The following is a 24,916-nucleotide window of genomic DNA, read 5'->3' as shown; positions in this document are numbered from 1 at the left end:
ATATCCGGCGAGTCGTGAGCGCCATTGTCCGGCGAACCATAAGCAGAATTTGGAGGACCGCCCCCGGGGCGAAGGGCCCTCGGCCGTCAGGGCTTGCGGGCCACCCCGCCGTACAGCGAGATCACCGCGTCCTCGTTGACCGCCTCGTCGACGGCGAGTTCGGGGTGCCAGTCGGTCAGCTCGACGAGCCCGGGCTCCACGAACTCGAGCCCCTCGAAGAAGCGGGCGATCTCAGCGCGGGTACGGGGAGCGAGGGTGACCCCGCCTGCCGCGTACATCTCCACGCCGCGATGGACGGCGACGGGGTCGAAGTCGGCGGTGAGCTGCGAGAGGACGAGGTAACTGCCGGAGGGGAGGGCGTCGACGAGGCGGGCGACCAGGTCCTCCGGGCGGTCGTCGGCGCCGAGGAAGTGCGTCAGCGCCACGAGCGAGAGGGCGACCGGCCGGGAGAGGTCGAGGCTCTTGCGAGCCTGCTCGAGGATCCGCTCGGGGTCGCGCACATCGGCCTGGACGTAGTCCGTGACGCCCTCGGGGGTGCTGCGCAGCAGCGCCTCTGCGTGGGTGAGCACAATGGGGTCGTTGTCGGTGTAGACGACGCGGCACTCGGGCGCGGCAGCCTGCGCCATCTGGTGCAGGTTGGGCTCGGTCGGGATGCCGGTGCCGATGTCGAGGTACTGCCGGACACCGGCACTGCCCGCCAGCCAGCGGGTGACGCGCTGCATGAACCAGCGGTTCGTCCGGGCGACGTGCTTGGCCGTCCCGTCGACGTCCATGATGTGTCTGCCGAGCTCTTCGTCGACCGGGTAGTTGTCCTTGCCGCCCAGGAACCAGTCGTAGACCCGGGCCGGGTGCGGCCTGCTGGTGTCTATCCGCGCAGCAGTCGACTCGGTCCCCGCCATATCGGCGCTCTCCCTCGATGCTCGACGTCCGGTGCGGTGTCGCGTCCCCGGCCCCTCCGGGGGACGGAGGCGCACATGATCCTCGCAGGACGACCTGCGCGCGGCAAGTAACTCCCCTCCGGCGCAGGGGACTTCACGGAGGGATGCGCTCTGGACACGGAGCGCTCCGCGCGAGTCAATGCACAGGAGTCACTTCACCTGCCACATGCGCCCGGATCGCATCGGAGGTCACACGGAGCATGCTCAGATCCTGGTTACGCCCGCCTCTGTCGGCCCTGTCGGCTCTGTCGGTCCCGTCGGTCCTCCGCGGGACACTCGCCGCGGCCGTCGTGACAGCAACTGCCATGACGGGAACGGCTCTTGCCACCGCGACGGCCCATGCGTCGCCCGCGTCGACGTCGTCCCCGTCTTCGGCCTCCTCCGGAGCACCTGCCGCCTCCCCGTCGTCCGAAGCCGCGTCGCGCGGCACGTCACGGGTCGTCTCCTGGGCCGCCGGCACCGACCGCCTCGGCACGGCCGCGCAGGACCGTACGTACCGCCTCGTCGTCCGCACCAGCGTCGGCGGCTACGGAGTGCGCGTCCGTCTCTCCAACGCCTTCGGCGAGCAGCCGGTCACCTTCGGCCGGGCCCATGCGGGCCTGCGCGCGTCCGACGCCGCGCTCGAACCGGGCAGCAATCGGCCGTTGACCTTCGGCGGCTCCCCCTCGGTCACCGTCCCGCCCGGCGAATCGGTCTACAGCGACCCGCTGCGGGGCACGATCCGTCCGCAGTCCGACCTGGTCGTCAGCGTGTACGTACAGCAGGCGGCCGGCACCGCCACCGGCCACCGCATGGCGCTGCAGACCTCGTACGTCGCGCCCGTCGGCGACCACTCCGCCGACGAGTCCGCCACCGCGTACACCCAAACGGTCAACTCCTGGTTCTACCTCGACGCCGTGGTCGTCGACGCCCGGCGCGGCATCGGCGCCGTGGCCGCGCTCGGCGACTCCATCACCGACGGCGCCTCCTCAACGGCCGGCACCAACCGCCGGTGGCCCGACTTCCTCGCCCGCCGCCTCGAGGGCGACCCTCGCTCTCGCATCAAAGGCGTCGCCAATGAAGGCATCTCCGGCAACAAGGTGCTGAGCGACGGTTCGGGCGTCAGCGCGATCAAGCGACTGGACCGCGATGTGCTCTCCCAGCGGGGCGTGCGCACGATGATCCTCTTCGAGGGCGTCAACGACATCAAGGCCACCCCGGCCCCGACCGCCGCGCAGATGATCGCCGGCTACCGCCAGATCATCGACCGGGCACACGCGGCAGGCGTGTGCGTGGTGGGGGCGACCGTCATGCCCTACGAGGGGTGGCGGGAGTGGACCCCGGCCGGCGAGACGGTCCGGCAGGAGGTCAACGCCTTCATCAGGAACAGCGGCGCCTTCGACGAGGTCGTCGACTTCGATGCGGCCATCCGGGATCCGGAGCGCACGTCGCGGATGCTGCCCGCGTACGACGGTGGCGATCATCTGCACCCGAACGACGCGGGGATGGAACTGACGGCAGGCACGGTGAGGGCGGACCACCTGCGCTGCTCGAGGAGGTAACAGCCGCGCCGCACGCGGCGCACCCGGGGGTTCCCGGCTTGCTCGCCCGGTGATTTCCCTCCCGCTCGTCCTGGGGGTTCCCGGCCCGCTCAGCTTTCCCGGGCCGGGACAGCCCGACTTTCCCGGGCCGGGACCGCCCGACCTCCGTAGACTGATCGCACTCCCCGCAAAGCGGCTCTACCATGCCTTCTCCCCCTGGGAGACGCTCCGGGAGGCGATCATGACAACCCGTCGTACCCCCCTGCCGGGAGTCGGTACCCAGTACGACTTCGCCACCGAGAGCGGCCACCACGTCTCGGTCGTGCTCCACAACGACGGCCGTCGATTCCTCGGCTTCTACGCCACCGACGACCCCGACGCCTGTCTGCTCTCCGTGCCGCTGGAGTCGGAGGAGGCCACTGCGCTGGCCCATCTCCTCGACCCGGCCCCGCTCGACGCCGTGCAAACCGACGGCATCGATCTCGTCACCGAGCACATTCAGGTCGGTGCGCGGTCGCCGTACTCCGGACGGCTGCTCGGCGACACCGGGGCCCGTACCCGCACCGGCGCCTCGATCGTCGCGGTGCTGCGCCGTACCGGGGCGTACCCGTCGCCCGGGCCCGGTTTCCGGTTCGCCACGGGCGACACGCTCGTCGCGGTCGGCACCCGTGAGGGTGTCGACGCCCTCGCCGAGATCATCGCCGGGGGCTGACCGTGCACAACACGACGATGCTGCTGATCGAGCTCGGCGTCATCCTGCTCGGGCTGGGCCTCATCGGCCGCTTCGCCGGTCGCGTCGGCCTCTCGCCGGTGCCCCTCTACCTGGTTGCCGGGCTCGCCTTCGGCTCCGGCGGGCTGCTGCCATTGAGCGCGAGCGGTGACTTCGTGGCCGTCGGCGCAGACATCGGCGTCATCCTGCTGCTCCTCATGCTGGGCCTCGAGTACAGCGCGTCCGAACTGGTCGGCAGCCTGCGCACCCACTACCCCTCGGGCATCGTCGACTTCTTCCTCAACGCCCTGCCCGGCGCGGGAGCCGCGCTGCTGCTGGGCTGGGGGCCGGTGGGCGCGGTCGCGCTCGGCGGCGTCACATGGATCTCCTCCTCCAGCGTCATCGCCAAAGTCCTCACGGACCTCGGCCGCCTGGGCAATCGCGAGACACCGGTCGTCCTCGGCATCCTCGTCATCGAGGACCTGTCCATGGCCATCTATCTGCCGCTGCTGACGGCCGTGCTCGCAGGGCTGGGACTGGCGGGTGCCGGCCTCGCACTGCTGATCTCCCTGGGCACGGTCGGAGTCGTGCTGTACGTGGCGCTGCGCCACGGCCGTCTGATCAGCAGAGCGGTCTCCTCCGACAACCCGGAGATGCTGCTCCTGGTCGTCCTCGGACTGACACTGCTGGTCGCGGGCGTGGCTCAGGAGCTCCAGGTCTCAGCGGCCGTCGGTGCGTTCCTGGTCGGCATCGCGCTCTCGGGCGAGGTCGCGGAAGGCGCGCGCAGGCTGCTGGCGCCGCTGCGCGACCTGTTCGCCGCGGTGTTCTTCGTCTTCTTCGGCCTGTCGACCGATCCCACCAAAATCCCCCCGGTCCTGCTCCCGGCGCTGGCACTCGTCCTCGTCACGACACTCACCAAGATCGCCACGGGCTGGTACGCGGCACGGCGCGCGGCCATCGGCCCGCGTGGCCGCTGGCGTGCGGGCGGAACGCTGGTCGCCCGCGGCGAGTTCTCGATCGTGATCGCGGGGCTCGCGGCCGGTACCGGGCCCAGGATCGGTCCGCTGGCGGCGGCGTACGTCCTGATTCTGGTGTTCGTCGGCCCGCTGACGGCCCGCTGGACGGAGCCCCTGTGCGCACGCCTTCGTCGCCGCTCGCCGCCGTCGCCCGACCCGGCCTCGCCGCCGGGCGGGTCCCACGAGCAGATCACGCCCTGGGCCGGCGGCCGGCGACCGGACGGCGTCGATCCCTAGCGACGGCCCCTAGCGACGGCCGTTCTTCCCACCGGCGTTCTTCCCCCCACCGACGCGGCGAGAACGGGGGCGGAGGGCGCGGATATCGCGCACGAGCACGTGGACGGCGCTCGTGACGATGAGCACGCCCAGGCCCACCCAGAACGGGAACGCGCCCTCCCGGTACTCGTACACCGCGCCGATGAGCAGCATCGAGGCTGCAAAGACGCCGAGCGCCGAGATCAGAGTGCTGATGCGATTGACCACTCGCACATCCTGTACGACCGCCTCGATCCCGCCGACGCCGGGGCGGTCCCGCTACGGGACGGTCGTTGGATTCACTGCTCGCTCGGCTGCTCCGTGCTCTCGTCCCGAGGAGGAAACACGAGGTCTTCCCACGCCTGCATCGCGAACAGCAGCACCATCATCACCAGCGGTACGCACAGAGCTATCACGACCACGAGACCTCCCTGAGGACACCCGGTGGCTCCACGGCGGATCGCGGTGCAGTGGCGAAGAGGGCCTGCACTCCGCCCGTGGCTGTGTGACCTGGCCTTCCTGTCCACGGCCAGTCTCAGTGTGCAGCCGAACGGGCTAATGCGCACGGTGAACCGCCACCCCTGCGGAGCAACCGACCACTACCTCCGACGACGCCCGCCTCGTGGCCGGCCACCACGTCGTCGCGACCGGCGTCCGGGCAGCCGTCACCGCCCTGCCGGTCGACGGCGCGGCCGTCACATGCGGTCCGCCGCCGGTCAAGGGAGGGGTCTCTGCCCGCGATCGAGGTGGCGTGTCCGCCCACGATCGACGAGGCGGCCCGTACGGGGCCGGGCCAAGCTCCGGCGCCGTGGCTCAGCGATCGGAGTAGCTGAAGTCCCCGACGGTCCAGCCGCTGACGTCCTTGATCGCAACGCGGTACATCCCGCCCGTCTCCGGGATCCCGATGCTGCCTTGCAGGATCCGGGCCACGTGGAAGTGCAGATGCGTGGGCTGCCTCCCGCGGTCATTCCCTCCCCCCGCCCGGTCGGTGAAGACGCTGGAGAACGAACCGAGACGGGCCGAATCCTCCAGGACCTCCGACACACGCTGCTTCCACACGGCTTCGGGAGCCAACCGTCCGGTGATGACGGTGCCGCCGGTCACCACGGTCAGGGACATCTGGTTGCTCTGCTCCGACTCCACCTTGGCGGCGAGCTCAACCAGCAGTTCGTCGATGTTCGACATAAAAGCCGATTCTATTCGCCGACTGCGCTCGCCTGGACTTGCGCCACCGAAAACGTCCTCGTCGTCGCGTTGCCGGCGAGACGCCGACACCGCTGCCGTTCCGTATGCGGTTGCGGTTGCCGCTGCCGTTGCCGCTTGCCGTTTGCCGTTGCCGTTGCCGTTGCCGTTGCCGTTGCCGTTGCCCAAAGGTTGTCGCGTATGGCGGCCTCGGGGAACATCGGTACAGCGGTTATCGGTGAGAACGATCACGGTCAGGGCGTGATGGCGCTGACGCGGTTCTCGTACTCGCGGCGGGCCTTGCGCTGTGCCGGGATCACTGGGGTGTCCGGGGTGCCGTCGAGGGGCTGGCAGCGGGCAAGGAGCTGGCGGTGTACGGCGGGGATGGCGGTGACGCGCAGGGTGTAGCCCTGCCCGCGCCGTACAGTGACGCCCTGGTCGAGCGCGGCCCGCTCGGCGGGCTTCAGGTCGACCGCGCGGAGGAAGTCGGCGACCTTGCCCGGCATGTCGAGGGTGACCGGCAGCTTCGGGGCCAGGACCTCCTCCTTCTCGATGGCGGTGTGGCCGGGCATGAGGTCGGCGACGGCCGTGCGGATCGCGCCGCGGCTGACGCCGTGGTCACGGGCGAGGGCGGCGATGGAGCGGCCCTCCAGGTACGCGGCGCGTACGTCGGCGGTCTTGTCGGCCGGGACGGCGGGGCGGCGGCCGCCCTTGCTGCCCTTGGCCTCGGCGGCCCGCAGCCCGTCGTAGGTGAGCTCCCGCTGGAGGTCGCGCTGGAGTTCGCCGGCGGCGGCGAGGGTCTGCACCATGAACTTCACGGTGGACAGCAGCTCGCCGGTGCGCGGGTGGCGGGCGGTGAGGTCCATCGCGGAGAACGCACCGTCGTGGATGCGCAGGGCGATTTGGTCGCGGTGAAGGACGTCGAGCACGTCGAGGATGTGCCCGGTGCCGCGTACGAGGCGGAACATCTCGGAGATGTGCACGGTGTCGCCTGGCCGCGCGTAGGTGAGCAGGTCGCGGAACTTCGGGCGCTGGAGGGGGTGGAGGCGGCTGGAGGTGCCCGGGTCCTCCTCGAAGACGACCGGGTCCTCGATCCCGGCCTCGTCGAGGACGAGGTTCTGTCGGGCGGTCGACTGCTGGTCGATCGAGACCCGCTTGTAGACCAGGTTCGCCACCGAGGGGTCCCTTCCGTACGGAGGATCGGACCCTATCTGTCGTCAAACCCTGTCAGCAATCACCATCGGATCTGATTGGATTCGCGGCGCCATGAGCCTCCGGATTGCACGGGTTCATTGGACGCGTCGGCCGCCTGTCGGCAAACGATCGTTTGCCGACAGGTTGATTACGGGGTCTCGTCGCAGTTCTGGCCGGACGGCTGGCAGGCTCCGGCCAGGCATGACGGAGGCTGGAGGAGTTACGCCTGGACGGCGGCTTCAGTCAACCGGCTTAAGCGCAACCGGGCGGTCGCCAGGAGGTTCGACAAACTCGCGGTCTGCTTCGGTGCGAGCGCACTGATGGCCTCGATCTGTGAATGGCTTGCAGCGCGCCGCCCCTGTCGGACCCGCGCTGCACACGCGGCTGATGGCGGGGCTCCAGGATTGCCCGGTTCGAGTCGGGCAGCAGGTTCGGCGCAGGGCCCGGTCGCATTTGGTCAGAGCACTCTTACGGCGCCGGCCGTCTGATCGAATTCCTCCTGACCGAGTGCACGATGAGGCAGGGGGGTGGGGACCTGACGGCTCGTGCGGAGGCCGTCGAGAATCAGGGTGAGGTAGCGCTCCCAGAGGCCGGGTGAGACGGCCTGGCTGAGCTGCGTCGCAGTCCCGAGCATCATCTGGATGAGCGGGAAGTCGGTCACCTCGATGTCGTCGCGGAGTGCGCCATGCCGCTGGGCGCGCTCGATGACGGCAGCGATCGCAGGCGAGAGCCGTTCACGGGCGGCGGCGACCCGGTCCTTGCCGTGTGTACCGATCAGGAGTACTTCTCTCAGTCCGCGGTCGTCGGCGAAGTCCTGGCTGGCCGTGGTGAAGAAGTGGACGAGCCCGTCCCAGGGGTCTTGGTGAGTGAGGGCCTCTTCCGCTCTGTCGGTGATGCGCTGGATCTCTGTGTCGAAGATCGCTTCGACCAGTTCCTCGCGGTTGGCGAAGCGCCGGTAGACCGTGCCCACGCCGACGCCCGCGTGGTTGGCGATGTCGTCCAGGGTGACGTCGAGCCCTCGCTGGGCGAACACGTGCTGAGCTGCGGCGATGATCCGCTGACGATTGCGTTCCGCATCGGCGCGCAGCGGGCGGGCCGACGCCTCATCGGCGGGTGGGGCGGGGGCGGTTTCACGGTTCATGCATCCATTATAGACGCCATGTGGAGATGCCTTCTCCGCTTAGGTGCTACAGTGGAGACCTAAGCGGAGATTAGTTCTCCGTTTCCTGTCGCTCGGGGCACCGTCGCCACCCCACAAAGACCGCCCCCCACACGGAGGAGAGACCCTGATGAACAAGCCTCGCGCCCTGATCGTGGGCATGGGTATCGGAGGACTGGCCACGGCCATGCGGCTGCACGAGATCGGCTGGGAGCCCGTGCTCATCGAACGCGCACCCGGACGCCGTGCCGCCGGATATTTCGTCGGCTTGTTCGAGACCGGCCGCGCGACCGCTGAGCGGATGGGCGTCCTCGACGCCATCGGCAACCGGACCGACCCCGCCAGCGTGACCTATGACATCGACCGCGAGGGCCGCCGCCGGCCCAGCATGGGCTACGGCGACCTCCCCGGCGAACCCCGCCTCATCCTCCGCGGGGACATCGAAGCCGCCCTCTACGACCAGGTCGCATCCAAGACCGAGATTTGGTACGGCACCACCCCCGTCGCCATCGACGAGCACCCCGACGGCGTGGACGTCACCCTGGCCACCACCACCGGCGAGAACACCACCGAGACCACCGAACGCTTCGGCCTTGTCGTCGGCGCCGACGGGCTGCGCTCCACCGTCCGCCGCCTGGCCTTCGGACCGGACTCCGATTACCTGCAGCCCTTCCACCACATCATCGGCGCCACCATCCTCAAGGAACCTGTGCCCGGCTTCCGGCCCAACGACGGCATGATCCTGGCCGAGCCCGGCCGTTCCGTCTGGGTTTTCCCCTTCACCGACCACCAGCCCAGCGTGCTCTTCAACTACCGCACCGACGACGAGGACGCCCAGTTCCGCCGCCCGCCCGTCGAGTCTCTGCGCCACGCCTTCGGACCCGAGCCCACCGGGTCCGTGCTGGAGAACCTGCTGACGCAGTTCGAGCGGGCCGACGACGTTCTCTTCGACTCCACCCACCAGGTGGTGATGCCGGCCTGGCACACCGACCGCGTCGTCCTCCTCGGCGACTCCGCCTGGTGCCTGACCCTCTACTCCGGCATGGGCTCTTCCAGCGCTCTGGCCGGCGCCGACTTCCTCGGGACCACCCTGCAACGCAACCCGGACAACATCACCAGGGCCCTACGCGAATACGACCAGAGGCTGCGGCCCTTCATCGCCACCCAGCAACACCTCGGCCGCACGGACGGCCTGGCGATGTTCGTTCCCCAGACCCGCCGGGACATCACGGTTCGCCCCCTCATACAGAAGCTGACCAGCAACCCAGTCGGCAAGCGCGTGATGAAGACCGTCATCGCGGGCCAATTCAAGAGCAAGTCCGTCGACATTGCCGCACCCTGACCACCACCGCCGGCGCTTACTCCTGGTCACCGCCATCGTCGTCCTCGTCCAGCTCCGGTGCGTCCGGGTCGCGCAGCGGACGCAGGGCTCCGGCGGCCGGGACGCTTGCGGTGAAGCTGTAGCGTCCGAGCAGGTTCAGGTTGCGGTGCTTGAGCGGGGAGAGCCGGGCGGTGTCCTCGTCTCGGAGCTCGTGGCCCTCGGAACGGAGCTGTTCAACGGCGGCGTCGATGTACTTCGTGGTCCAGAGCACGATGGCGTTGAGGACCAGGCCGAGCGCGCCGAGCTGGTCCTCCATCCCGTCCCGGTACGCCTGGTGGATGGTGCCGCGCTTGCCGTGACACACGTCCCGGGCCAGCTTGTGCCGGGACTCCTGCACGGTGAGCTGGCGGTTCATCTGCCGGCGGTAGGTGTCGTCGACCGGGTCGACCACCCGCAGCAGGTGCTCGGTCTTGGCGATCCGCCCATACTCCGCGAACGCCGCCCCCAACGGGGTCGGGTGTCCCTCGCGGCCGAACATGCGCAGCAGGTCGTAGGCGCGGACCTGGTTGGTGACCAGGGAACCGGCGACCTTCAGCATGTCCGGCCAGTGCGTGATCACCTTGTTCAGGTTCACGCGGTTGCGGGCCAGGTTCTCCACCGCGCCGTACGTGCCCGCCTCGACGCCGGGCATGGTGGCCCGCCAGAACCGCTGATCGTCCAGATCGCGAAACCGCGGGCTGAAGTTGTAGCCGAGGATCTTGAACAGGCCGAACACCATGTCGGAATACGAGGCGTTATCGGTCGCCACCATCTCCGGCTTGACCCCGCCGTCCAGGTTCAGCAGCGCGTCCAGGATGTGCAGGGAGTCGCGCGGGGTGCCCGGGACGACCATCTGCCCGATGCCCGCGACCTGGTCGTTGACGGCGTTGAGCCAGGTGATGCCCCGCTTGAACCCGAAGTACTTCGGCGACGGCGCCGCGCTGACCGTGCGGACGGGGACGACGAACCGCAGTCCGTCCACCGAGGCGAGCAGCCCCTCGCCCCAGAACTTCACGATGGGCACCTCGGCTTGGGCCGCGATCAGCCGCGCGTTTGCCGCGGCGATGGTGTCGGCGCGCAGGTAGTACTGGTCGACGTGCACGAGCCGAGCCCGGGTCAGCGCCTCATAGCCCGGGTTCACCACCGGCGCCAGGCCGATGTTGCACGCCTCCGACACCAGCAGCGCGACCACCGATGTGGACAGGTCCTTCATCCGGGTCGTGCCGTCCCCGAGATGCACGAAGGCGTCCAGGAAGCCGGTCCAGGCGTTCACCTCAAACAGCAGGTCCGGCAGGTCGATCTTCGGCAGCATCCTCTCGACCCGCCCCCGCAGCCAGGTCAGGGACTTCGGCTCGCCGAGCGCGCCGAGCCCTGCGACGTTCAGCTTCACCCGCCCGTCGTCCCGCACCTCGACGGAGACCTTCGCGGCCGGCCCCGCCTCCTGAAGGCGTTCGGCGAGCTGCTTCCACGCGGCGTCCAGGCCCCGCACCAGCTCCGCCATGTGTTCCTCGACGGGCATGTCCAGGCTCAGCCCGGCCAGCACGTCCTCCTCGACCGCCTCCCACTCAGGACCGTCCAGCAGCCGGGCGCGCGGGTCGGCCCAGCGGTGCGAAGGCGAGGCGAAGACGTCGCGGTTGTTCAGGGCCCGGTGCAGCTGCTCCAGCACACACACCACGTACGCGTCCCGGTCCACCGCGCCCTGCGGCAGAGCGGGGTTGGCATAGACCGCCTTGCGCCAGGCCGGCGGCACCAGCTTGTCATCGACCTCGCGCGGCAACAGCGGCTTGACGCCCACCTTCCGCCGCGCCAGCGCCGGCAGGCCCCGCACCCCGGCCAGGACCCGCTTGCCCGCGCTCGCCGCGTCCAGCGCCTTCGACTCGCCCAGCAGCGACAGGAACGGCCGCACCGTGGCGTACCGGTTCGTCAGCGCGGCCCGCATCGCGACCTCGGCCGAGTCTTCGTCCTCGGGCACCAGCGAAACCACCGTGGCCGCCGCCGTCAGCACCGCGGCGCGCGGGGCGACCTCCTCCAGCGCCGCCCACAGCGCGGCCACGTCCACATCCGCGCCGTGCTCCTCGACCAGCTCCAGCTCCTCGAACAGCACCTTCGCCGCCCGCGCGAGCATGCGCGACGCCTTCTCCAACTGCGGCAGCGTCGACAGCCGCTCCCTCTCCGTCTTCCGCTTCGCCGTGTTCAGCAGCCGGGTGGCCATCAGGACCTGGAACAGGTCCAGGGCCTCATCGATCGCCTTCGCCTCCAGGTGCCGCATCACCGCGGTGAGCATCGCCGTGCGCTTCGGCTCCGACGCCCGCTCCAGCAGCGGCGCCTTCGACCCCAGCGCGTACCGGGCCAGCGCCGCCATCCGGTTCGGCGGGATCTGCGACAGCCTCAGCCGACCGAGCCGGTACGCGCCGATCTCATCCACCCGCTCCAGCGCGCGGGCGAACGCCGTCCCGGTCGTCCGCGTCGGAGGCCGGCGCAGCCGTTCCAGCTCTGAGAACCGGGAGCGCTCCGGCGTCTTCAGCGTCGCCACCAGGTCACCGGGCAGCGCCGGATCCGCGCGGCGGGCGGCGCCCGCGACGGTGGCGTGCAGCCGCTTCTCCGCGACCTTCCGCGCCTCCGACACCTGCCGGGCCAGCACCGACACCCCAGGCAGCAGCACCCGGTGACGGCGCAGCCAGCCCACCGCGTGGTCGAACAGCGCCTTCGGGCCCTCGGCGTGCGTCCAGGCCCGGCCGTGCAGGAACGTACGGAAGCGCCGGCCCCACTCGCCGTCCTCGTACGGGTGGTAGCCGTAGGCGTCCCGGATCTCCCACGCGTGGTCGTACAGCGTCTGGCGCCGCTCCGTGTACCGCTTGACCACCGACGGGTCCTCGATGCCGAGCTGTGCGGCCAGGTGCTCGACCACCGGCCACGGCACCGCGAGCGGGTCCTCCAGGAACAGACCGATGTACCGCACCGTGCACATCTGGAGGGCGAACCCGAGCCAGTGATGCTCCGTCCGCCGCAGAGCGATCAGATCCCGGTCCACGTCATCCAGGAAGAAGAACCGCTCCAGCTCGGGCCTCGTCGGCTCCTCGGCGAACGTCCCGTACGCCTCGGCCTGCTCATCACTCAGAAACTCCACCGGCACGAGCCGGACCGTAGCCAGCCCCAAAGCAGACCCGGAGCCGTTTCACCGAACCCCAGCGGCGAAGTGGATCACTGTGCTAGACGGCCATGATCGTTCTCACCGATAACCGCTGTACCGATGTTCCCCGAGGCCGTATGGGGCGGGATGGGCCCCATCTGGGACGACACTCACGGCGGACAGGGAAGCCGGACCGTGACGAGGAGACCGCCGGCGGGGCGGGGGACGAGGTCGAGGGTCCCGTCGTGGGCGCGGACGATGCTGTGCACGATGGCCAGACCGAGGCCGACGCCGGCGTGCTCGTCGGTGCGTACGCGTTCCGTTCCTCGCTGGAAGGGTTCGGTGAGGGTCGGTACGAGTTCCGGTGGAAGCCGACGGCCCGTGTTCTCGATCCGCAGCACGCTCGTGTCGCCGTGCGCCTCCGTGTGGACCGTCACGGTGCCGCCGGCGGGGAGGTTGTGGACGATGGCGTTCTGGACGAGGTTCATCACCAATCGCAGCAGAAGCTCCGCGGAGCCGCTGGTCCGGGCCGGCCCACCGGAGACGTCGAGCGTGATCCGGCGCTGTTCCGCGAGGGGAAGCAGCGTTTCGGCGGCTTCTTCGGCGACGAGGGAGAGGTCGACGCTCTCGCGGGTGAAATTTCCGCGGTCGCCGCGGCTGAGCAGCAGGAGGGCTTCGGTGAGGTCGATCGCCCGCGTGTTGACAACCTGCAGGCGCTCGATGAGTTCACCCCGCTCCCGCGTGGGGTCTTTGCGGGCGACGTCGAGGAGCGTCCGCGAGATCGCCAGAGGGGTGCGCAGTTCGTGGGAGGCATTGGCGGCGAACCGCTGCTGCTCGGCGACGTGGGACTCGAGTTGTTGGAGCATCGAGTCGAACGCATCGGAGAGTTCACGGAATTCGTCCTGGCGGCCCTTCATGCGGATCCGATGGGACAGCGACCCGTTCCCGGCCATTCTTGCCGCATCCGTGATCTGTGTGAGTGGTGCGAGCATCCGGCCGGCGAGGATCCATCCCCCCAGGAGGCCGAACACGAGCAGGAAGACCAGGCTTACGGCTGCGGCGGGGGCGAAGGTGCGTACAAGGAGATAGCGGTTGGGCGCGATCCCGAGAAGGCCCTTGGGGGTGTCGGGTACATAGCGCAGCAGGAACACCCACACTACGGCCAGCAGGAGAGCGCCGGCGACGGCGAGGAAGCCGGCGTAGCTGAGGGCGAGTTTCAGTCGGGTGCTGAGCCCTGGGCGTCTATGCATGCGTACTGCCGGGGGCGATGGTGTCCCCGCCGGGTTCGGTGGTGTCCGTACCGGTGTCGATCCGGTAGCCGACGCCGGGCACCGTGGCGATGATCCATGGTTCGCCGAGCCGTTTGCGCAGTGCGGAGACGGTGATGCGCACCGCGTTGGTGAGAGGGTCGGCGTTCTCGTCCCAGGCCCGTTCCAGCACCTCTTCGGCGCTGACGACCCCGCCCTCGGCGGCGACGAGGACTTCCAGCACGGCGAACTGTTTGCGAGTGAGCGCGACGTAGCGTCCGTCGCGGAAGACCTCCCGGCGGAAGGGGTCGAGCCTCAGGCCCGCGATCTCGCGGACCGGGGGCCGGGCGTACCCGCGTCTGCGGTCGAGCGCCCTCAGCCGCAGGACGAGTTCCCGCAGCTCGAACGGTTTGGTGAGGTAGTCGTCGGCGCCGAGCTCGAACCCGGAAGCCTTGTCGTCGATCCGGTCGGCAGCGGTGAGCATGAGGATCGGGATGCCGCTGCCGGAGGCGACGATGCGGCGGGCGACCTCGTCGCCGGAGGGGCCGGGGATGTCGCGGTCGAGGACCGCGAGGTCGTAGGAGTGGACGCTGAGCAGTTCCAGGGCGGAGTCGCCGTCGCCGGCGGTGTCGGCGGCGATCGCCTCCAGCCGCAGACCGTCACGCACGGCTTCGGCCAGGTAGGGCTCGTCCTCCACGATCAGTACGCGCATGTCCGAAGCCTAAGCAGCACGTCATATCGCCGACGTATGCAAAGACGTGTGCAAGGACGTGTGCACAACAGACACGCGACTCAGCCGACTGGTGCCGGCGCGGGGCGAGGCCGGCCAGACGGCGCCTCCGCCGTAGTGCGCCACCAGCGGCGCGAGGCCAGCCCGGCCAGCACGGCGCCGGTGGCGTTGACCAGTACGTCGTCCACGGAGGACACCCGGTCCAGCTGCAGGACGTACTGTGCGGTCTCCACCAGGATCGAGCAGCCCGCCCCGAGCGCCAGGATCCGCGGCACGGACGCCGGCGCCGCGAACCTTATCGGGGCGAAGAACCCCAGCGACGCGAAGACCAGCAGGTTGCCGACGATCCCGAGCGGCCCCATCGTGACCAGGTCCCGCAGCGGTACCAGGCTCACCCGGGCGGGGACGATGCCGGCTCCGGCGCCCGGCATCATGGTCAGCCAGAGGAACGGCACCGTCCCGTGGACCATGCCCACCTCGGCCAGCGACAACCGCCACGCCGACGCGACGCCGGCGGCGCGAGGCCGACGCGACAGAGCCCACGCCACCAGCACGGCCAGGGGCAGCGTGACCAGCGTCATGAGCACGACCCCGTTGAACGTGTCGTAGCAGCCGTGCCACCGCCCGGCCATGCACCTCGGTGCGGACATCATGAGCGGCCCACGCACGACGAACAGGGCGCTCGCCAGTCCGAGGACCGCCAGGCCGAGGGGCACGATCCTGCGCGTGCGGCGGAGCCGTTGTGACAGGGATGGGTCGTGGTTCATGCCCCCATTGGAGACGGAGGGCCGTTGCGGTGGCGTATGCGATTTTCGATACGCCCGCGATACACAGAATCTCCGGCATCAAGGAACTGGCGCAACCCGGCTGTGAGATGGTCCGGCCGCTGGTGATCGCGCCGGTCCAGCTGCTGCAGGTGCTGGACGACTCGTCCGTGAACATCGCACTGCCGAGCGTCCAGGACGAGGTCCTTGTCCCGGCCGTCAGCGGCGACGTGAGCGAGCGTGGCCACGCAGTTGAACTCCTGCCCGCGTGGCCACGCAGACGGGATCACGCCGCCACCTGAAGCGCGACGCTTTGACCCCCGGGCGGAAAGCGGCGGCCACGCCAGGCCTCGGGCAGCCCCGCAGGCCTCAGGCGGCCGACCGGGCGGCGCGGATGTCCAGGGCGGCGCACAACCAGTCGTGTGCTGCGCCGGGCATCGGCTGCGACGGGCCGGACACCTCGGCGGTGAGTTCCCAATAGTGGTCGATACGGGGATCCATGGCGAGCTGGCCGCTGAGCATGCGGCGGAAGTCCGGAGTGTCGCGCGTGCCGTGCGAGCCGGCGTAGGCGGAGACGAAACAGTCGAGTGCTTCGCCTTCATGCGGCGGCCGCTGCGCGAGCAGTTGTTTCCCTGCCAGCTCGTAAGCCTCGCCGAGACCGTCGTAGAGGACAGCCGGGCGATAGCCCTTGTCGGCCTGGTGTGCGGCGGGCTGGCAGAGTTCGCCGCCGTCGCAGTCACCGGTGACGAGGACGTGCAGCCGGGCGAAAGCCAGCACCTGGGCCGGGGTCGGATCGGCGGGTGGTTGCGGAACCGCCTGCTCGATGATGGCCCCCGTCAGTCGGGCCGGAAGCCGTGCAGGAAGCCAGCGCCGCCAGAAGCGGGCCAGAACAGCCGTGCTCGGCGGGGCGGTCACGGCGCCGATCAGGCGCAGTCTGTCGGCACGTTCCGAGGGGGTGCATTCCTGGAGCAGCTGGAGGGCGGCCTCCCGCCAGCGCAGTGCGGCGAGTTGTGTGCCGAGTTCCCTCAACTGCCCGGCGACGACCTCCTCGAGCGCGTCCTCGTGCTCGAGGACCCGGCCGACGTCCGGCACCGGCAGATCGAGGGTGCGCAGGGAGCGGATCAGCCGCAGCCGGTCGAGCGCCTCGGGGCCGTACCGGCGGTGGCCCCCGTAGCTGCGGGCCGCTTCGGGCAGCAGACCGCGATCGGAGTAGAAGCGGACAGTCTTGACGGTGACACCAGCGAGCTCGGCGAGTTCTCCGATGCTCCACTTGCCATCAGGGGACAAGGCTTGAACCTCCCTCAGGGGGAGTTCCTACCGTACCGGCGACGACGGACGGCCCGTGCGGCTGGCCGTGCGAACCGCGAGTGGCGAGGAGATGTCCATGACGGCATTCGTCCTGGTGCCGGGCGCCTTCACCGACGGCTGGCTCTGGCAGGAGGTTGCCGACCGGCTTCGGGACTGGGGGGAAGAGGTGTACCCGGTCTCACTGACGGGGATGGGCGACCGTCGCCATCTCGCAGGCCCGGAACGGCCCTGGAGACGCACCGATCATGGTTCCGCTGCCCAACTGGGGCCTCCCGGACTCCCGTTTCGGCCCGGCCGAGCGCGGTGCGCAGGGAGGGCAGGGCAGGGCAGTTGCCGATCGCCCGTCTTCTGCCCCGGGCCGCCGGCGGCCTGCGGCCCGTGGCGGGCGGTCAATTGCGGCGGCGGCCGTCCGTGTCCCTCGTGTCGTAGTCCGCCCGGGCCTCTTCCACCATGCTCAGGTGCTCCGCAGACCATGTGGCCAGCGAGGCGAACAGCGGCGCCAGACTGCGGCCGAGTTCGCTGATCTCGTACTCCACTCGCGGCGGAACCTCGGCGTAGTACGTGCGCACGACGAGTCCGTCGCGCTCCAACTGCCGCAGTCGCTGCGTCAGTACCTTCGGTGTGATCGTGACGAGGCGGCGTTCCAGCTCCACGAACCGCTGGCGCCCGTACTCATGGAGCGCCCACAGGATCGGTGTCGTCCAGCGGCTGAAGACGATGTCCACCACCGGGGCGATCGGGCACGCCTGCTCCGGATCCGCCCCCGCACGACTCCCCTGCCTCATTGTGCTGTCGGTCACAACTGCCCCCTGTCCCCACTACTTTCCTCTAGGTACCTACTATCCCGGCGCCGGTAGCTTCCTTCACGTCCACAGCGAACAGCGAACAGCGAACGTGACAACAGGAGCGAACATGATCGTGGTGACAGGAGCGACAGGCAACGTCGGGCAGCCGCTCGTCCGTGCACTTGCGGAGGCCGGTGAGGACGTGACTGCCATCTCCCGAACACCCTCAGCTGTACCGGGGCTTGACTCCCCAGCGGGTCTGCGGCATAGGCAGGCCGACCTGACCGATACGGCAGGTCTCAAGGCCGCGTTCGACGGCGCCGAGGCGCTGTTCCTTCTTCTCACCAGCGAGTGGCTGGCGACCGGTGGTGACCCGAGCGGCATCCTGGACGCCGCGCGCAGCGCCGGCGTCCGACGCGTCGTCCACCTGTCCTCGCAGGGCGTGGGGACGGATCGCCACTCGCCCCACATCGAGGACGCCATCAAGCGGTCCGGGCTCGAGTGGACCATGCTGCGGCCGGGCGGCTTCAGCTCCAACGCCTTCCAGTGGGCCGAGTCGATCCGGACGCAGCGCACGGTCATGGCGCCGTTCGCCGATGTCGCACTGCCGGTCATCGACCCGGCCGACATCGCAGAAGCGGCGGCCGTGACCCTGCGGGAGACCGGCCACGCCTCCAAGACGTACGAGCTGACCGGCCCGGCACCCGTGTCCCCCAGGCAGCAGACCGCCGCGATCGGCGAAGCGCTGGGGGAACCGGTGCGGTTCGTCGAGCAGAGCCACGAAGAAGCCCGCACGCAGATGCTGCGGTTCATGCCCGAGCCGGTCGTCGATACGACCCTCGGCATCCTCGGCACCCCGTCGCCCGCCGAACAGCGCGTGAGCCCGGACGCCGAGCACCTCCTCGGCCGCCCACCCCGCACGTTCGCCGCATGGGCAGCACGGAACACGGTTGCGTTCAGATAGCCGGCCCCCTGGAACGTCTCACCGACGTCGGTTGTCAGTGGCTGCACGTACGGTCTGTGAGGTGGAAGGGGGCGCCACCGCCCCTCGGACCGGACTGGACCGGACAGGAGGGTGAGGCGACGTCATGGCCGTGAAAGCGCTGGCCCATTCCCCGCTGACCACCGCAGCCGTGCGGGAGCTGCTCGAGATCCCCACGTTGCCCCCTGTTCCCGACGACGATTTCATCGCGCACAGCGAGAAGGTGCTGGGGTGGGGCTTCACGGACCTGGTGTGCGACGCCGACCTCACACGGCACGGCCACGTTCTCTCGTACGACGTGGACAATCCGCTGGGCGATCCGGCAGCCACGTTGTGCCTCGTCTTCGGAGAGGCCTATCCCTACCAGCCGGACATGCCGGACGACGAGCAGAGCCTGACGGACAACGTCCGGGCCTGGGCGGAGACGCCCGGTTGGCGTTTTTGCACCGACCCCGGCCTCGATGGCTGCGAGACCGTTCTGGCCGAGGCCGCGCTCTCCGTCTCCGAAGTGCTCGGCTGCCCACCGCAGCGGACCGTCCGCACGGACAACCAGTTCAGCCTGGGCCCGCACGCCCTGTGCCGAATATGGTGCACCGGCGATCACGCCGTCGTCCTGGGCCCCCAGGCGGACGAAGGTCCGTACGGCTACCTCACCCACTTCGCGCTGGTCCTGATCCCCTGGCCGTCCGAAGAGGAACTCCCTGCCGACGACGCCGCCCTCGGGGTGTGGGTCCGCGAGCGGATCGACTGGTAGCTCGGCAAGAAGGAACAGATGGGGGTGAGCCAGGTCCGTCGACGCTGACGCCCCGTTGCCCGCAGCCGCCGTACGGGCACGGGCCGGGAGCCGTGGCACCCCGGATTGTCAGTGGCCGGTGGCAGACTCCGTGGCATGAGCAACCAGGTGCGTTTGAGAGATGTCGGACCCGCCGATCTGGAGGTGTTCTTCGCGCAGGAGCACGACCCGGAGGCCGCGCGGCGGTCGAAGTTCCCGCCCCGGGAAAAAGACGCCTTCATGGCTCACTGGACGACCAGGGTCCTCGGGGATCCGACTGTCTTCGTGCAGGCCGTCACGGTCGACGGAGAGGTGGCGGGCAACCTGGTGGCGTGGTGGGACGAGGATCGGCGCTTCATCGGGTACTGGTTCGGCCGGCAGTACTGGGGCCGGGGCATCGGCACTCAGGCACTGGCGCTCTTCCTGGAGCGAGAGAAGACCCGCCCTCTTCACGCCGATCCCTTCCTCGGGAACACCGGCTCGGTGCGACTGCTGGAGAAGCACGGCTTCCGGCGCACCGAGACGGTCCGGCACGGCGAGAACGAGCACATCATGCTGGTGCTCGACGAGGACCGCTGACGGATCCTGGATCTCCGACGCGTTGACGCAGATCAGCGGTCGGACACCAAGCTCGCGTTCCTGTCCCGCAGGATGTAACCGCCGTCGACGACGGCCATGTCGGCAGCAGGTGCCATGCACCTGGTCAGCAGGGGTGCCCCCTTGGCCGTCGCCCCGGACAACCCGACGCGGGCCTCCCCGTTCCTGGGGACGTGGAAGCTCAGCCCCATGCGGGTGTGCGGGTCCAGGTGCGTCTGCCACGGGTGGACCGGGCTGGTACGGACCAGCCGGCCGGTCACCGTCGCGGTGGGTCCACCGGTGGTGAGGCAGTCGACCTCGAAGTCGCCCCAGTAGTCACGGCCGTCGATGACATGGGAGATGCGGAAGGAGCCCCAGGAGCGGGTGGGGATGCTGCCCAGATCGAAGGTCGAGCGGGCGTCGACGGTGACGCGCACTTCCTCCCCGGCGACCTCGTAGCCCAGCCGGGCTTGCCCCTTGAGGGCGGAGGCCGAAGTGACCGCAGGAGCGCCGTGCGCAGCTCCGTGCGCCAGGACGGCGATCGCGGCGGGAGTGGGTGCGGACTCGGATGCGGGTGCCGCGACGGCGACGGGGGCGGCGACCACCGCGACGAGGGCGAGGACGGCGGCGGCGCGCAGTGCGTGCTTCAGCATGGTGGGGCTCCGATCCGGGTGTGGGACGGCCAACGCGTTGATCCTCGCCAACGCCCCAATGCCCAGGGATCCTTCGCAGGTCGCGACCGCCTCCGCCGCACGGGCGAGGCGGCTTTGCCGCCCCGGCAGTCCCGAGGGTCGTGGCGAAGTGTGGTGAAGTCGGGCCGGTTACCGGTGCAGCAGAGCATGTTCTGAAGTCGCCGGCGATGTCTCGGCCGATCCGCATTCCGCAGCACGGGGACTGAGCATGGTGAACCAGGATATATATCGCCGCGAACTGGGTTATCTGACTCAGTACGCCGAGGACGACTGGCTCGGATTCTCAGTGATCAGCGGGTCCGTGGGCGACCTGCTCGGACGCGGCGCCTCGTTCCAGGAGCAACTGACCTTGCTCCTGCGGATCGTCGGCGACCTGTACGAGGCCGGGGCGCGAGCGGGCGATCTGACGGAGTCGACGGCGGAACCTTTCCTGTCCTGGACGATGGACAAGACCGAGGCCCTGACGCGCATCGCGTCACAGGTCGAGCAGAGTTCCCGGCTGCCCGAATCCGGTGACATCTGCTGGTTCACGGTGCCGTGATGCGGGGGCGTAGCCATCGGCCGGTCTTCGCCGCGATGCCGTCACGGCACGCGGCTCGCGCTTCGAGCGGATGCCGGCGGGCAGACGGTTCGACATCCGGGTGAGCGGCCTCACGGAATTCAGCTGCCCGCTCACACTTCCAGCGAAGATCCGTATCCTGATGCCCGCCCGGCACATGACCGTCAGTTCCGCATCGGAGGCAGCCCTGTTGACCACGGACCTGAGTTCCGTCACCGGCGTCCGGCAGTCGCTGGCGGTCGTCCTGCCGGTCCGCCTCACCGCCTCCCCCACCTGGGCGACCGGCCCCATACCCTTCGACCTCGGCAGCCGACACACCGATGCCACCACCCGGCAGACGTACTTCACGCCAGCCGCCGCCCGCGCCCTCTACGGCACCCCGGAACGGCCGTGCCGCTGGCACCGGTTCATGGATGTGCGGCATGGGTCGCTGCATCTCAGGGGGATCGAGTTACTGCGCACCGCCACCGCCCGCCACCCGGATCACGGGCTGGCAGTGCTGCACTTCGATGTCGCGGGACCCGCCCTGCTGGAGACACTGCGCGCCATCGGCCACCGCAGCCCTGCCGCACACGACCCCCTCGACGGCCCGCTCTCGCCCTTGGTTCTGCTCGACGGGATCGCGGAGCCGCGCGGAGCCACCGCTCCGTTCGCCATCGCCCGCCCGTACACAGTCGCGTTCTTCACGCCCGACGTACAGCACACCGCCGCGCTACGGCAGGACGGCCGGCTGCCGGACACTGCCGACCGCTGGCTCTGGTACCTCGCCTCACGGTCCACGGACACCGACTTCCCCACCCCGCTCGAGCAGTGGCCCGACCGAACGGGGCACGCGCTGCGGATATCCGCCGACTGGAGCGCTCTTGTGCTGCGCCACGGCGCCGCCTTTCTCGGACATCGCGCCGACCCGGGGGACGGTGACTTCTACGCCTTCGCGCAGCTGCACTGCCGCACCGTGTGAAGGCCGTCCTGCTCGGGTGCGGCTTGGAGAAGGCGCTGTCACGGCGGAACCACCGTGTGGCGCCGGTGCAACTGCCCTGGTCCGACAATCTTGTGCGGGACGTGTCGACCCGGCTCCTCGATGCCGCGGTGTACAACGAACAGCGCGTGCTCCGCCTGATCGAAACGGAGCAGGCCGTCCGTGACCAGGTGGTGCCCGTAGGGCGGGTCGGATACTCGATGGGCGGCCGCAACTTCTACCTGCTCGCCGCCCGCGGCGGCCGATGGGGCGGCGTGACGGCAGAGGAATTCCTCGCGGATCCCGCTGGTGCGCAGGTCGCGGTGCCCAAGCACAGCGACATGTTCGACAACCTGCTCGCGGCTCTGTCGACCGACGAGGCGGGCCTGGCGGACATGGGGTGAGCGTCCTCGACGTGCCGCACCATCTCGGGCTCGAGTTGTTCCATCTGAACCGGGACGTGCTGGCGGTCGGCGGGCGGCCAGAACCTGCGCATGCACGCGCGGGAGGACGATGCGTACTTCGAACTCCTTAACTCCGACATGCTGCCGGCCCCGACCCAGGCACGGCTGCGTTCGGCGGCCGCCAATGTTTTCGTCGCGAACCGGGCCTGGCTGGAGGAGCTGGATCTACATCCCGGGGAGCTGCACCGTGAGCTGATGCGGTCGTTCCACGAGTGCGGGTCGGACGACGAGACGTACGAGCGTCTGGTCCTCGATCTGGTGGCACACGCCTCGTTCCCGCTCGAGACGCTTCCTGACAGCCGGGAACGGCTCGTGCGCCACGTCCTGTTCGAGAGCTACCGGTGGGGTCGGCCGTGAGGGGGCCGAAGCGCGTGCTGGTCTTGGGCGGTGTGAACTTCGACGTCATCGCCCAGGCCGACCGGCTGCCGGCGGAGCACGAGAAGCTGCGGGGCAGACAGTGCCGCGTGCTTCCAGGAGGCGCGGCGTCGAACACTGACGTGGGGCTGGTGCGGCAGGGCTGCTCCGTCAGGCTGGTGTCCGCCGTGGGGGACGACACCGCAGGCACGATGTGCCTGGAGGTGCTGAACTCGGCCGGTGTCGAAACCTCGTTGGTGCAGGTGCAGGGCAGGAGCACTGACGAGCATGGCCGTCGTCGTCTCGTCGGGCGACGGTAAGCGCATGCTGACGTTCCCGGCGCGGACCGGGGTCTCGCCTTCGATGCCGTCACGGAAGAGGACGTACGCACAGCGGATCACGTCCATGTCGTCGGCGAGCCCACTCCAGCGCTCAAACGCGTCGTCGAACTCGCGCACCGGGCCGGACGGACCGTCTCGATCGAATGGAACGGCAGGGACATGAGCCCGCTCGCACAGGGGGCATCGCTCCACTTCATGAACGCCGATGAAGCAGCGCGTCTGCCCCAGGCCGACGAAGCGTCGGGTGCCGCGGGTACCGCAGGGCGCGTGGCGGAGCTGGTCTCGGGTGATGTGATAGTGACGTTGGGCGCCGAGGGCGCCGTATGGGCCACTGCCGCCGGGGAACTGTTCCATGAACCCACCATGCCGGTGGAACCGTTGGACAGAACGGGCGGAGGTGACGCGTTCGACGCCGGCGTCATCGCGGGCTGGCTGAACGGCGAGCCGCCGACGGCCTGTATGCGGCGAGGACTCGACGCGGCACTTCATGTGATCACGAAACTAGGAGCTCACCCGTGACGAGATGGCTCGGTGTTGCACTGCTTCCACGGGCGGACCATCTGCGTGCCGCTGTTCAACTGCAGCAGGACATCGGCGGTGGGGTGCCTCTGCAGCCCCCGCTGCACCCGGACGGCAACCTCCCCCATGTCACGGTCTTCCAGGGCCCGTTCGCCGATTCGCTCGCCCTGGAGGAGGCGCTCGAGCTCATCAGCGCCTCGGCGGTCGAGAGCGGCCTGCACGGCGCGGTGTCCCTGTCCACTACGGGTGTGGTCTACCAGCCCACCGGTTGGCTGTTCCTTGCCCTGGAGCGGCCGCCGCTGCTCGAAGCGCTGCAGGAGGCCGCGCTTGCCGCGCTGGACCGGCACCTCGACCGGGCGTCCTTCGACGGGGACAAGGACGTCTCCCGTTTCACCGACGACGAGCGCGCCAGCTACGAGCGCTACGGCTACCGGTACACCGGCGACGCGTACGCCCCGCACGTGACGTTGGGCCGCGCCGAGGAGGAGACCGCCCTGGAGCTGGTCCGCACCGCGCGGGACCGGGTCAGCCTGCCGAAGGAGTGGGTCTTCGACCGGCTCAGCTTCTACGTCATGGGAGAGCACGGCGCCCATGCGGAGACGCTGCTGGAACGGCCGCTGGGCCGGACGTGACGGACCGGAACGCCCTATTGACGATCGCCGAGGCGGCCGTGGACGAGGCGGTCGCCTGGTTGTCGACGGCCGGCGAGGAATGGTCGGCCGCGCGGTTCAAGGCGTCCGGTGAGGAGGTCACCGCCGCCGACATCGAGGTGGAGTCCCGGGTGACCCGGGTGCTGGCCGCCCGTACGCCGCGGATCCCGGTCGTCGGCGAGGAGTCGTCGGCCGCCGGGGGCCCGCTTCCGGTGCGTTGCTGGCTGCTGGACCCGATCGACGGCACGACGAACTTCGCCCGCGGCGCGCCGATGTATGCCGTGTCGCTCGCCTACGTACAGGGCGGCGTGCCACTGGTGGGCGTGGTGCACGCGCCGGCCCTCGGCCGACGGTGGACGACACCCGGCCGCCCGAATGATGCACGCCCCTTGGCCGAGGACCTGGGCCACGCGGTCGTGGGCGTCTCCGGCACCGGCTCGGCACGCGGAGACATACGACGCTTCCTCGACCGCGTCCAGGACGAGGCCTACCGGGTCCGCAAGCAGGGCTCGATGGCGCTGGACCTGGTGGGCGTGGCAGAGGGCTGGCTGGACGCCTGCGTGTGCATCGCCCCCCAGCCGTGGGACGTCGCGGCCGGGGTGGCGCTGTGCCGTGAGCGGGGGCGGGCCGTGCTCGGGGCGGGCGGCGCAGAGTTCACCTTCGATTCGCCGGTTCTCGTGGCGGGGGCGCCCGGCGTGGCACAGGGGCTCGCCGACTTGTGGGGCAGGGGCTGACGCAACGGGCCTTGGCCG

27 protein-coding genes and 1 pseudogene are annotated in these 24,916 nt (G+C 69.8%); 15 read left to right on the top strand and 13 right to left on the bottom strand.

Features of this window, described 5'->3' with window-relative positions:
* Window positions 1-86: 86 nt before the first annotated feature.
* A complete protein-coding gene (locus ACIQ7Q_RS23765; RefSeq protein ID WP_403865545.1) occupies window positions 87-899 on the bottom strand; it encodes an SAM-dependent methyltransferase in 813 nt (270 codons plus the stop codon).
* Between the two features lie 344 nt (window positions 900-1,243).
* Here ACIQ7Q_RS23765 and ACIQ7Q_RS23760 point away from each other — a divergent pair, with 344 nt between their 5' ends.
* The 3 genes from ACIQ7Q_RS23760 to ACIQ7Q_RS23750 all read left to right on the top strand — a co-directional run bounded on the left by ACIQ7Q_RS23760 (window position 1,244) and on the right by ACIQ7Q_RS23750 (window position 4,420).
* Window positions 1,244-2,479 carry an SGNH/GDSL hydrolase family protein gene (locus ACIQ7Q_RS23760; RefSeq protein ID WP_403865834.1) on the top strand — a complete coding sequence of 412 codons (1,236 nt, stop codon included), beginning with the start codon at window positions 1,244-1,246 and terminating at the stop codon, window positions 2,477-2,479.
* Between the two features lie 220 nt (window positions 2,480-2,699).
* Window positions 2,700-3,170, top strand: a complete 471-nt coding sequence (locus ACIQ7Q_RS23755; protein WP_403865542.1) for a cation:proton antiporter regulatory subunit — start codon at window positions 2,700-2,702, stop codon at window positions 3,168-3,170.
* 2 nt (window positions 3,171-3,172) lie between these two features.
* Window positions 3,173-4,420 carry a cation:proton antiporter gene (locus ACIQ7Q_RS23750; protein WP_403865539.1) on the top strand — a complete coding sequence of 416 codons (1,248 nt, stop codon included), beginning with the start codon at window positions 3,173-3,175 and terminating at the stop codon, window positions 4,418-4,420.
* Window positions 4,421-4,429: 9 nt separating this feature from the next.
* Here ACIQ7Q_RS23750 and ACIQ7Q_RS23745 read toward each other — a convergent pair whose 3' ends face one another.
* The 5 genes from ACIQ7Q_RS23745 to ACIQ7Q_RS23725 form a co-directional block, all read right to left on the bottom strand.
* On the bottom strand, window positions 4,430-4,666 hold the full coding sequence (locus tag ACIQ7Q_RS23745; protein ID WP_403865536.1) for a hypothetical protein: 237 nt from the start codon (window positions 4,664-4,666) through the stop codon (window positions 4,430-4,432).
* Window positions 4,667-4,737: 71 nt separating this feature from the next.
* Entirely contained in the window at window positions 4,738-4,860 is a 123-nt protein-coding gene (locus ACIQ7Q_RS23740; protein WP_403865533.1) for a hypothetical protein, read from the bottom strand.
* 391 nt (window positions 4,861-5,251) lie between these two features.
* Window positions 5,252-5,623 (bottom strand): hypothetical protein, encoded by a 372-nt coding sequence (locus ACIQ7Q_RS23735; RefSeq protein ID WP_403865831.1) that lies wholly within the window; start codon window positions 5,621-5,623, stop codon window positions 5,252-5,254.
* 251 nt (window positions 5,624-5,874) lie between these two features.
* Window positions 5,875-6,795 carry a recombinase family protein gene (locus ACIQ7Q_RS23730; RefSeq protein WP_403865531.1) on the bottom strand — a complete coding sequence of 307 codons (921 nt, stop codon included), beginning with the start codon at window positions 6,793-6,795 and terminating at the stop codon, window positions 5,875-5,877.
* Between the two features lie 476 nt (window positions 6,796-7,271).
* Window positions 7,272-7,955, bottom strand: coding sequence for a TetR/AcrR family transcriptional regulator (locus ACIQ7Q_RS23725; protein WP_403865528.1), 684 nt, complete (start codon window positions 7,953-7,955; stop codon window positions 7,272-7,274).
* A gap of 148 nt (window positions 7,956-8,103) precedes the next feature.
* Here ACIQ7Q_RS23725 and ACIQ7Q_RS23720 point away from each other — a divergent pair, with 148 nt between their 5' ends.
* Window positions 8,104-9,315 (top strand): FAD-dependent monooxygenase, encoded by a 1,212-nt coding sequence (locus tag ACIQ7Q_RS23720; RefSeq protein WP_403865525.1) that lies wholly within the window; start codon window positions 8,104-8,106, stop codon window positions 9,313-9,315.
* A gap of 16 nt (window positions 9,316-9,331) precedes the next feature.
* Here the strand turns inward: ACIQ7Q_RS23720 and ACIQ7Q_RS23715 are convergent, their stop codons facing one another.
* The 4 genes from ACIQ7Q_RS23715 to ACIQ7Q_RS23700 all read right to left on the bottom strand — a co-directional run bounded on the left by ACIQ7Q_RS23715 (window position 9,332) and on the right by ACIQ7Q_RS23700 (window position 15,207).
* Window positions 9,332-12,466, bottom strand: a complete 3,135-nt coding sequence (locus ACIQ7Q_RS23715) for a Tn3 family transposase (RefSeq protein ID WP_403865522.1) — start codon at window positions 12,464-12,466, stop codon at window positions 9,332-9,334.
* A 167-nt stretch (window positions 12,467-12,633) separates the two neighbouring features.
* Entirely contained in the window at window positions 12,634-13,713 is a 1,080-nt protein-coding gene (locus ACIQ7Q_RS23710; RefSeq protein ID WP_403865519.1) for a sensor histidine kinase, read from the bottom strand.
* Window positions 13,706-14,422, bottom strand: a complete 717-nt coding sequence (locus ACIQ7Q_RS23705; protein WP_403865516.1) for a response regulator transcription factor — start codon at window positions 14,420-14,422, stop codon at window positions 13,706-13,708. The genes ACIQ7Q_RS23710 and ACIQ7Q_RS23705 overlap by 8 nt, the downstream gene beginning before the upstream one ends.
* An 80-nt stretch (window positions 14,423-14,502) precedes the next feature.
* On the bottom strand, window positions 14,503-15,207 hold the full coding sequence (locus tag ACIQ7Q_RS23700; RefSeq protein ID WP_403865513.1) for a VanZ family protein: 705 nt from the start codon (window positions 15,205-15,207) through the stop codon (window positions 14,503-14,505).
* Window positions 15,208-15,236: 29 nt separating this feature from the next.
* On the opposite strand from ACIQ7Q_RS23700, the gene ACIQ7Q_RS23695 reads away from it, so the two are divergent.
* On the top strand, window positions 15,237-15,506 hold the full coding sequence (locus tag ACIQ7Q_RS23695; RefSeq protein WP_403865511.1) for a hypothetical protein: 270 nt from the start codon (window positions 15,237-15,239) through the stop codon (window positions 15,504-15,506).
* A gap of 67 nt (window positions 15,507-15,573) precedes the next feature.
* Here ACIQ7Q_RS23695 and ACIQ7Q_RS23690 read toward each other — a convergent pair whose 3' ends face one another.
* Together ACIQ7Q_RS23690 and ACIQ7Q_RS23685 are read right to left on the bottom strand one after the other, a co-directional pair.
* Window positions 15,574-16,491 carry a MerR family transcriptional regulator gene (locus tag ACIQ7Q_RS23690; RefSeq protein WP_403865508.1) on the bottom strand — a complete coding sequence of 306 codons (918 nt, stop codon included), beginning with the start codon at window positions 16,489-16,491 and terminating at the stop codon, window positions 15,574-15,576.
* Window positions 16,492-16,901: 410 nt separating this feature from the next.
* Window positions 16,902-17,297, bottom strand: coding sequence for a winged helix-turn-helix transcriptional regulator (locus ACIQ7Q_RS23685; RefSeq protein WP_403865828.1), 396 nt, complete (start codon window positions 17,295-17,297; stop codon window positions 16,902-16,904).
* Window positions 17,298-17,424: 127 nt separating this feature from the next.
* Here ACIQ7Q_RS23685 and ACIQ7Q_RS23680 point away from each other — a divergent pair, with 127 nt between their 5' ends.
* The 3 genes from ACIQ7Q_RS23680 (at window position 17,425) to ACIQ7Q_RS23670 (ending at window position 19,630) form a co-directional block, all read left to right on the top strand.
* Entirely contained in the window at window positions 17,425-18,261 is an 837-nt protein-coding gene (locus ACIQ7Q_RS23680; RefSeq protein WP_403865505.1) for an NAD(P)H-binding protein, read from the top strand.
* Window positions 18,262-18,385: 124 nt separating this feature from the next.
* Window positions 18,386-19,033: a hypothetical protein gene (locus tag ACIQ7Q_RS23675; protein WP_403865502.1), complete on the top strand. Its 648-nt coding sequence runs from the start codon at window positions 18,386-18,388 to the stop codon at window positions 19,031-19,033.
* A 135-nt stretch (window positions 19,034-19,168) separates the two neighbouring features.
* A complete protein-coding gene (locus ACIQ7Q_RS23670; protein WP_403865499.1) occupies window positions 19,169-19,630 on the top strand; it encodes a GNAT family N-acetyltransferase in 462 nt (153 codons plus the stop codon).
* A gap of 32 nt (window positions 19,631-19,662) precedes the next feature.
* On the opposite strand, the gene ACIQ7Q_RS23665 is transcribed toward ACIQ7Q_RS23670, so the two are convergent.
* A complete protein-coding gene (locus ACIQ7Q_RS23665; RefSeq protein ID WP_403865496.1) occupies window positions 19,663-20,280 on the bottom strand; it encodes a hypothetical protein in 618 nt (205 codons plus the stop codon).
* Window positions 20,281-20,527: 247 nt separating this feature from the next.
* Here ACIQ7Q_RS23665 and ACIQ7Q_RS23660 point away from each other — a divergent pair, with 247 nt between their 5' ends.
* The 7 genes and pseudogenes from ACIQ7Q_RS23660 (at window position 20,528) to ACIQ7Q_RS23630 (ending at window position 24,898) form a co-directional block, all read left to right on the top strand.
* Window positions 20,528-20,860, top strand: a complete 333-nt coding sequence (locus tag ACIQ7Q_RS23660) for a hypothetical protein (protein ID WP_403865493.1) — start codon at window positions 20,528-20,530, stop codon at window positions 20,858-20,860.
* Window positions 20,861-21,068: 208 nt separating this feature from the next.
* A complete protein-coding gene (locus tag ACIQ7Q_RS23655) occupies window positions 21,069-21,839 on the top strand; it encodes a hypothetical protein (protein ID WP_403865490.1) in 771 nt (256 codons plus the stop codon).
* A gap of 56 nt (window positions 21,840-21,895) precedes the next feature.
* Window positions 21,896-22,240: a hypothetical protein gene (locus ACIQ7Q_RS23650; RefSeq protein ID WP_403865486.1), complete on the top strand. Its 345-nt coding sequence runs from the start codon at window positions 21,896-21,898 to the stop codon at window positions 22,238-22,240.
* A gap of 90 nt (window positions 22,241-22,330) precedes the next feature.
* Complete coding sequence (locus ACIQ7Q_RS23645) at window positions 22,331-22,657, top strand: hypothetical protein (RefSeq protein WP_403865483.1); 327 nt, start codon at window positions 22,331-22,333, stop codon at window positions 22,655-22,657.
* Window positions 22,642-23,514, top strand: a pseudogene (locus ACIQ7Q_RS23640) (carbohydrate kinase family protein). Before ACIQ7Q_RS23645 ends, ACIQ7Q_RS23640 begins: the two are co-directional and overlap by 16 nt.
* Complete coding sequence (locus ACIQ7Q_RS23635; protein WP_403865480.1) at window positions 23,511-24,146, top strand: 2'-5' RNA ligase family protein; 636 nt, start codon at window positions 23,511-23,513, stop codon at window positions 24,144-24,146. Before ACIQ7Q_RS23640 ends, ACIQ7Q_RS23635 begins: the two are co-directional and overlap by 4 nt.
* Window positions 24,147-24,163: 17 nt before the next feature.
* Entirely contained in the window at window positions 24,164-24,898 is a 735-nt protein-coding gene (locus tag ACIQ7Q_RS23630; protein ID WP_403865477.1) for an inositol monophosphatase family protein, read from the top strand.
* The last annotated feature ends 18 nt before the right edge of the window (window positions 24,899-24,916 follow it).

Origin of the sequence: Streptomyces sp. NPDC096176, assembly GCF_044763255.1 — a bacterium.
Lineage (GTDB): Bacteria > Actinomycetota > Actinomycetes > Streptomycetales > Streptomycetaceae > Streptomyces.
This window is presented reverse-complemented; position numbering and strand designations above follow the sequence as displayed.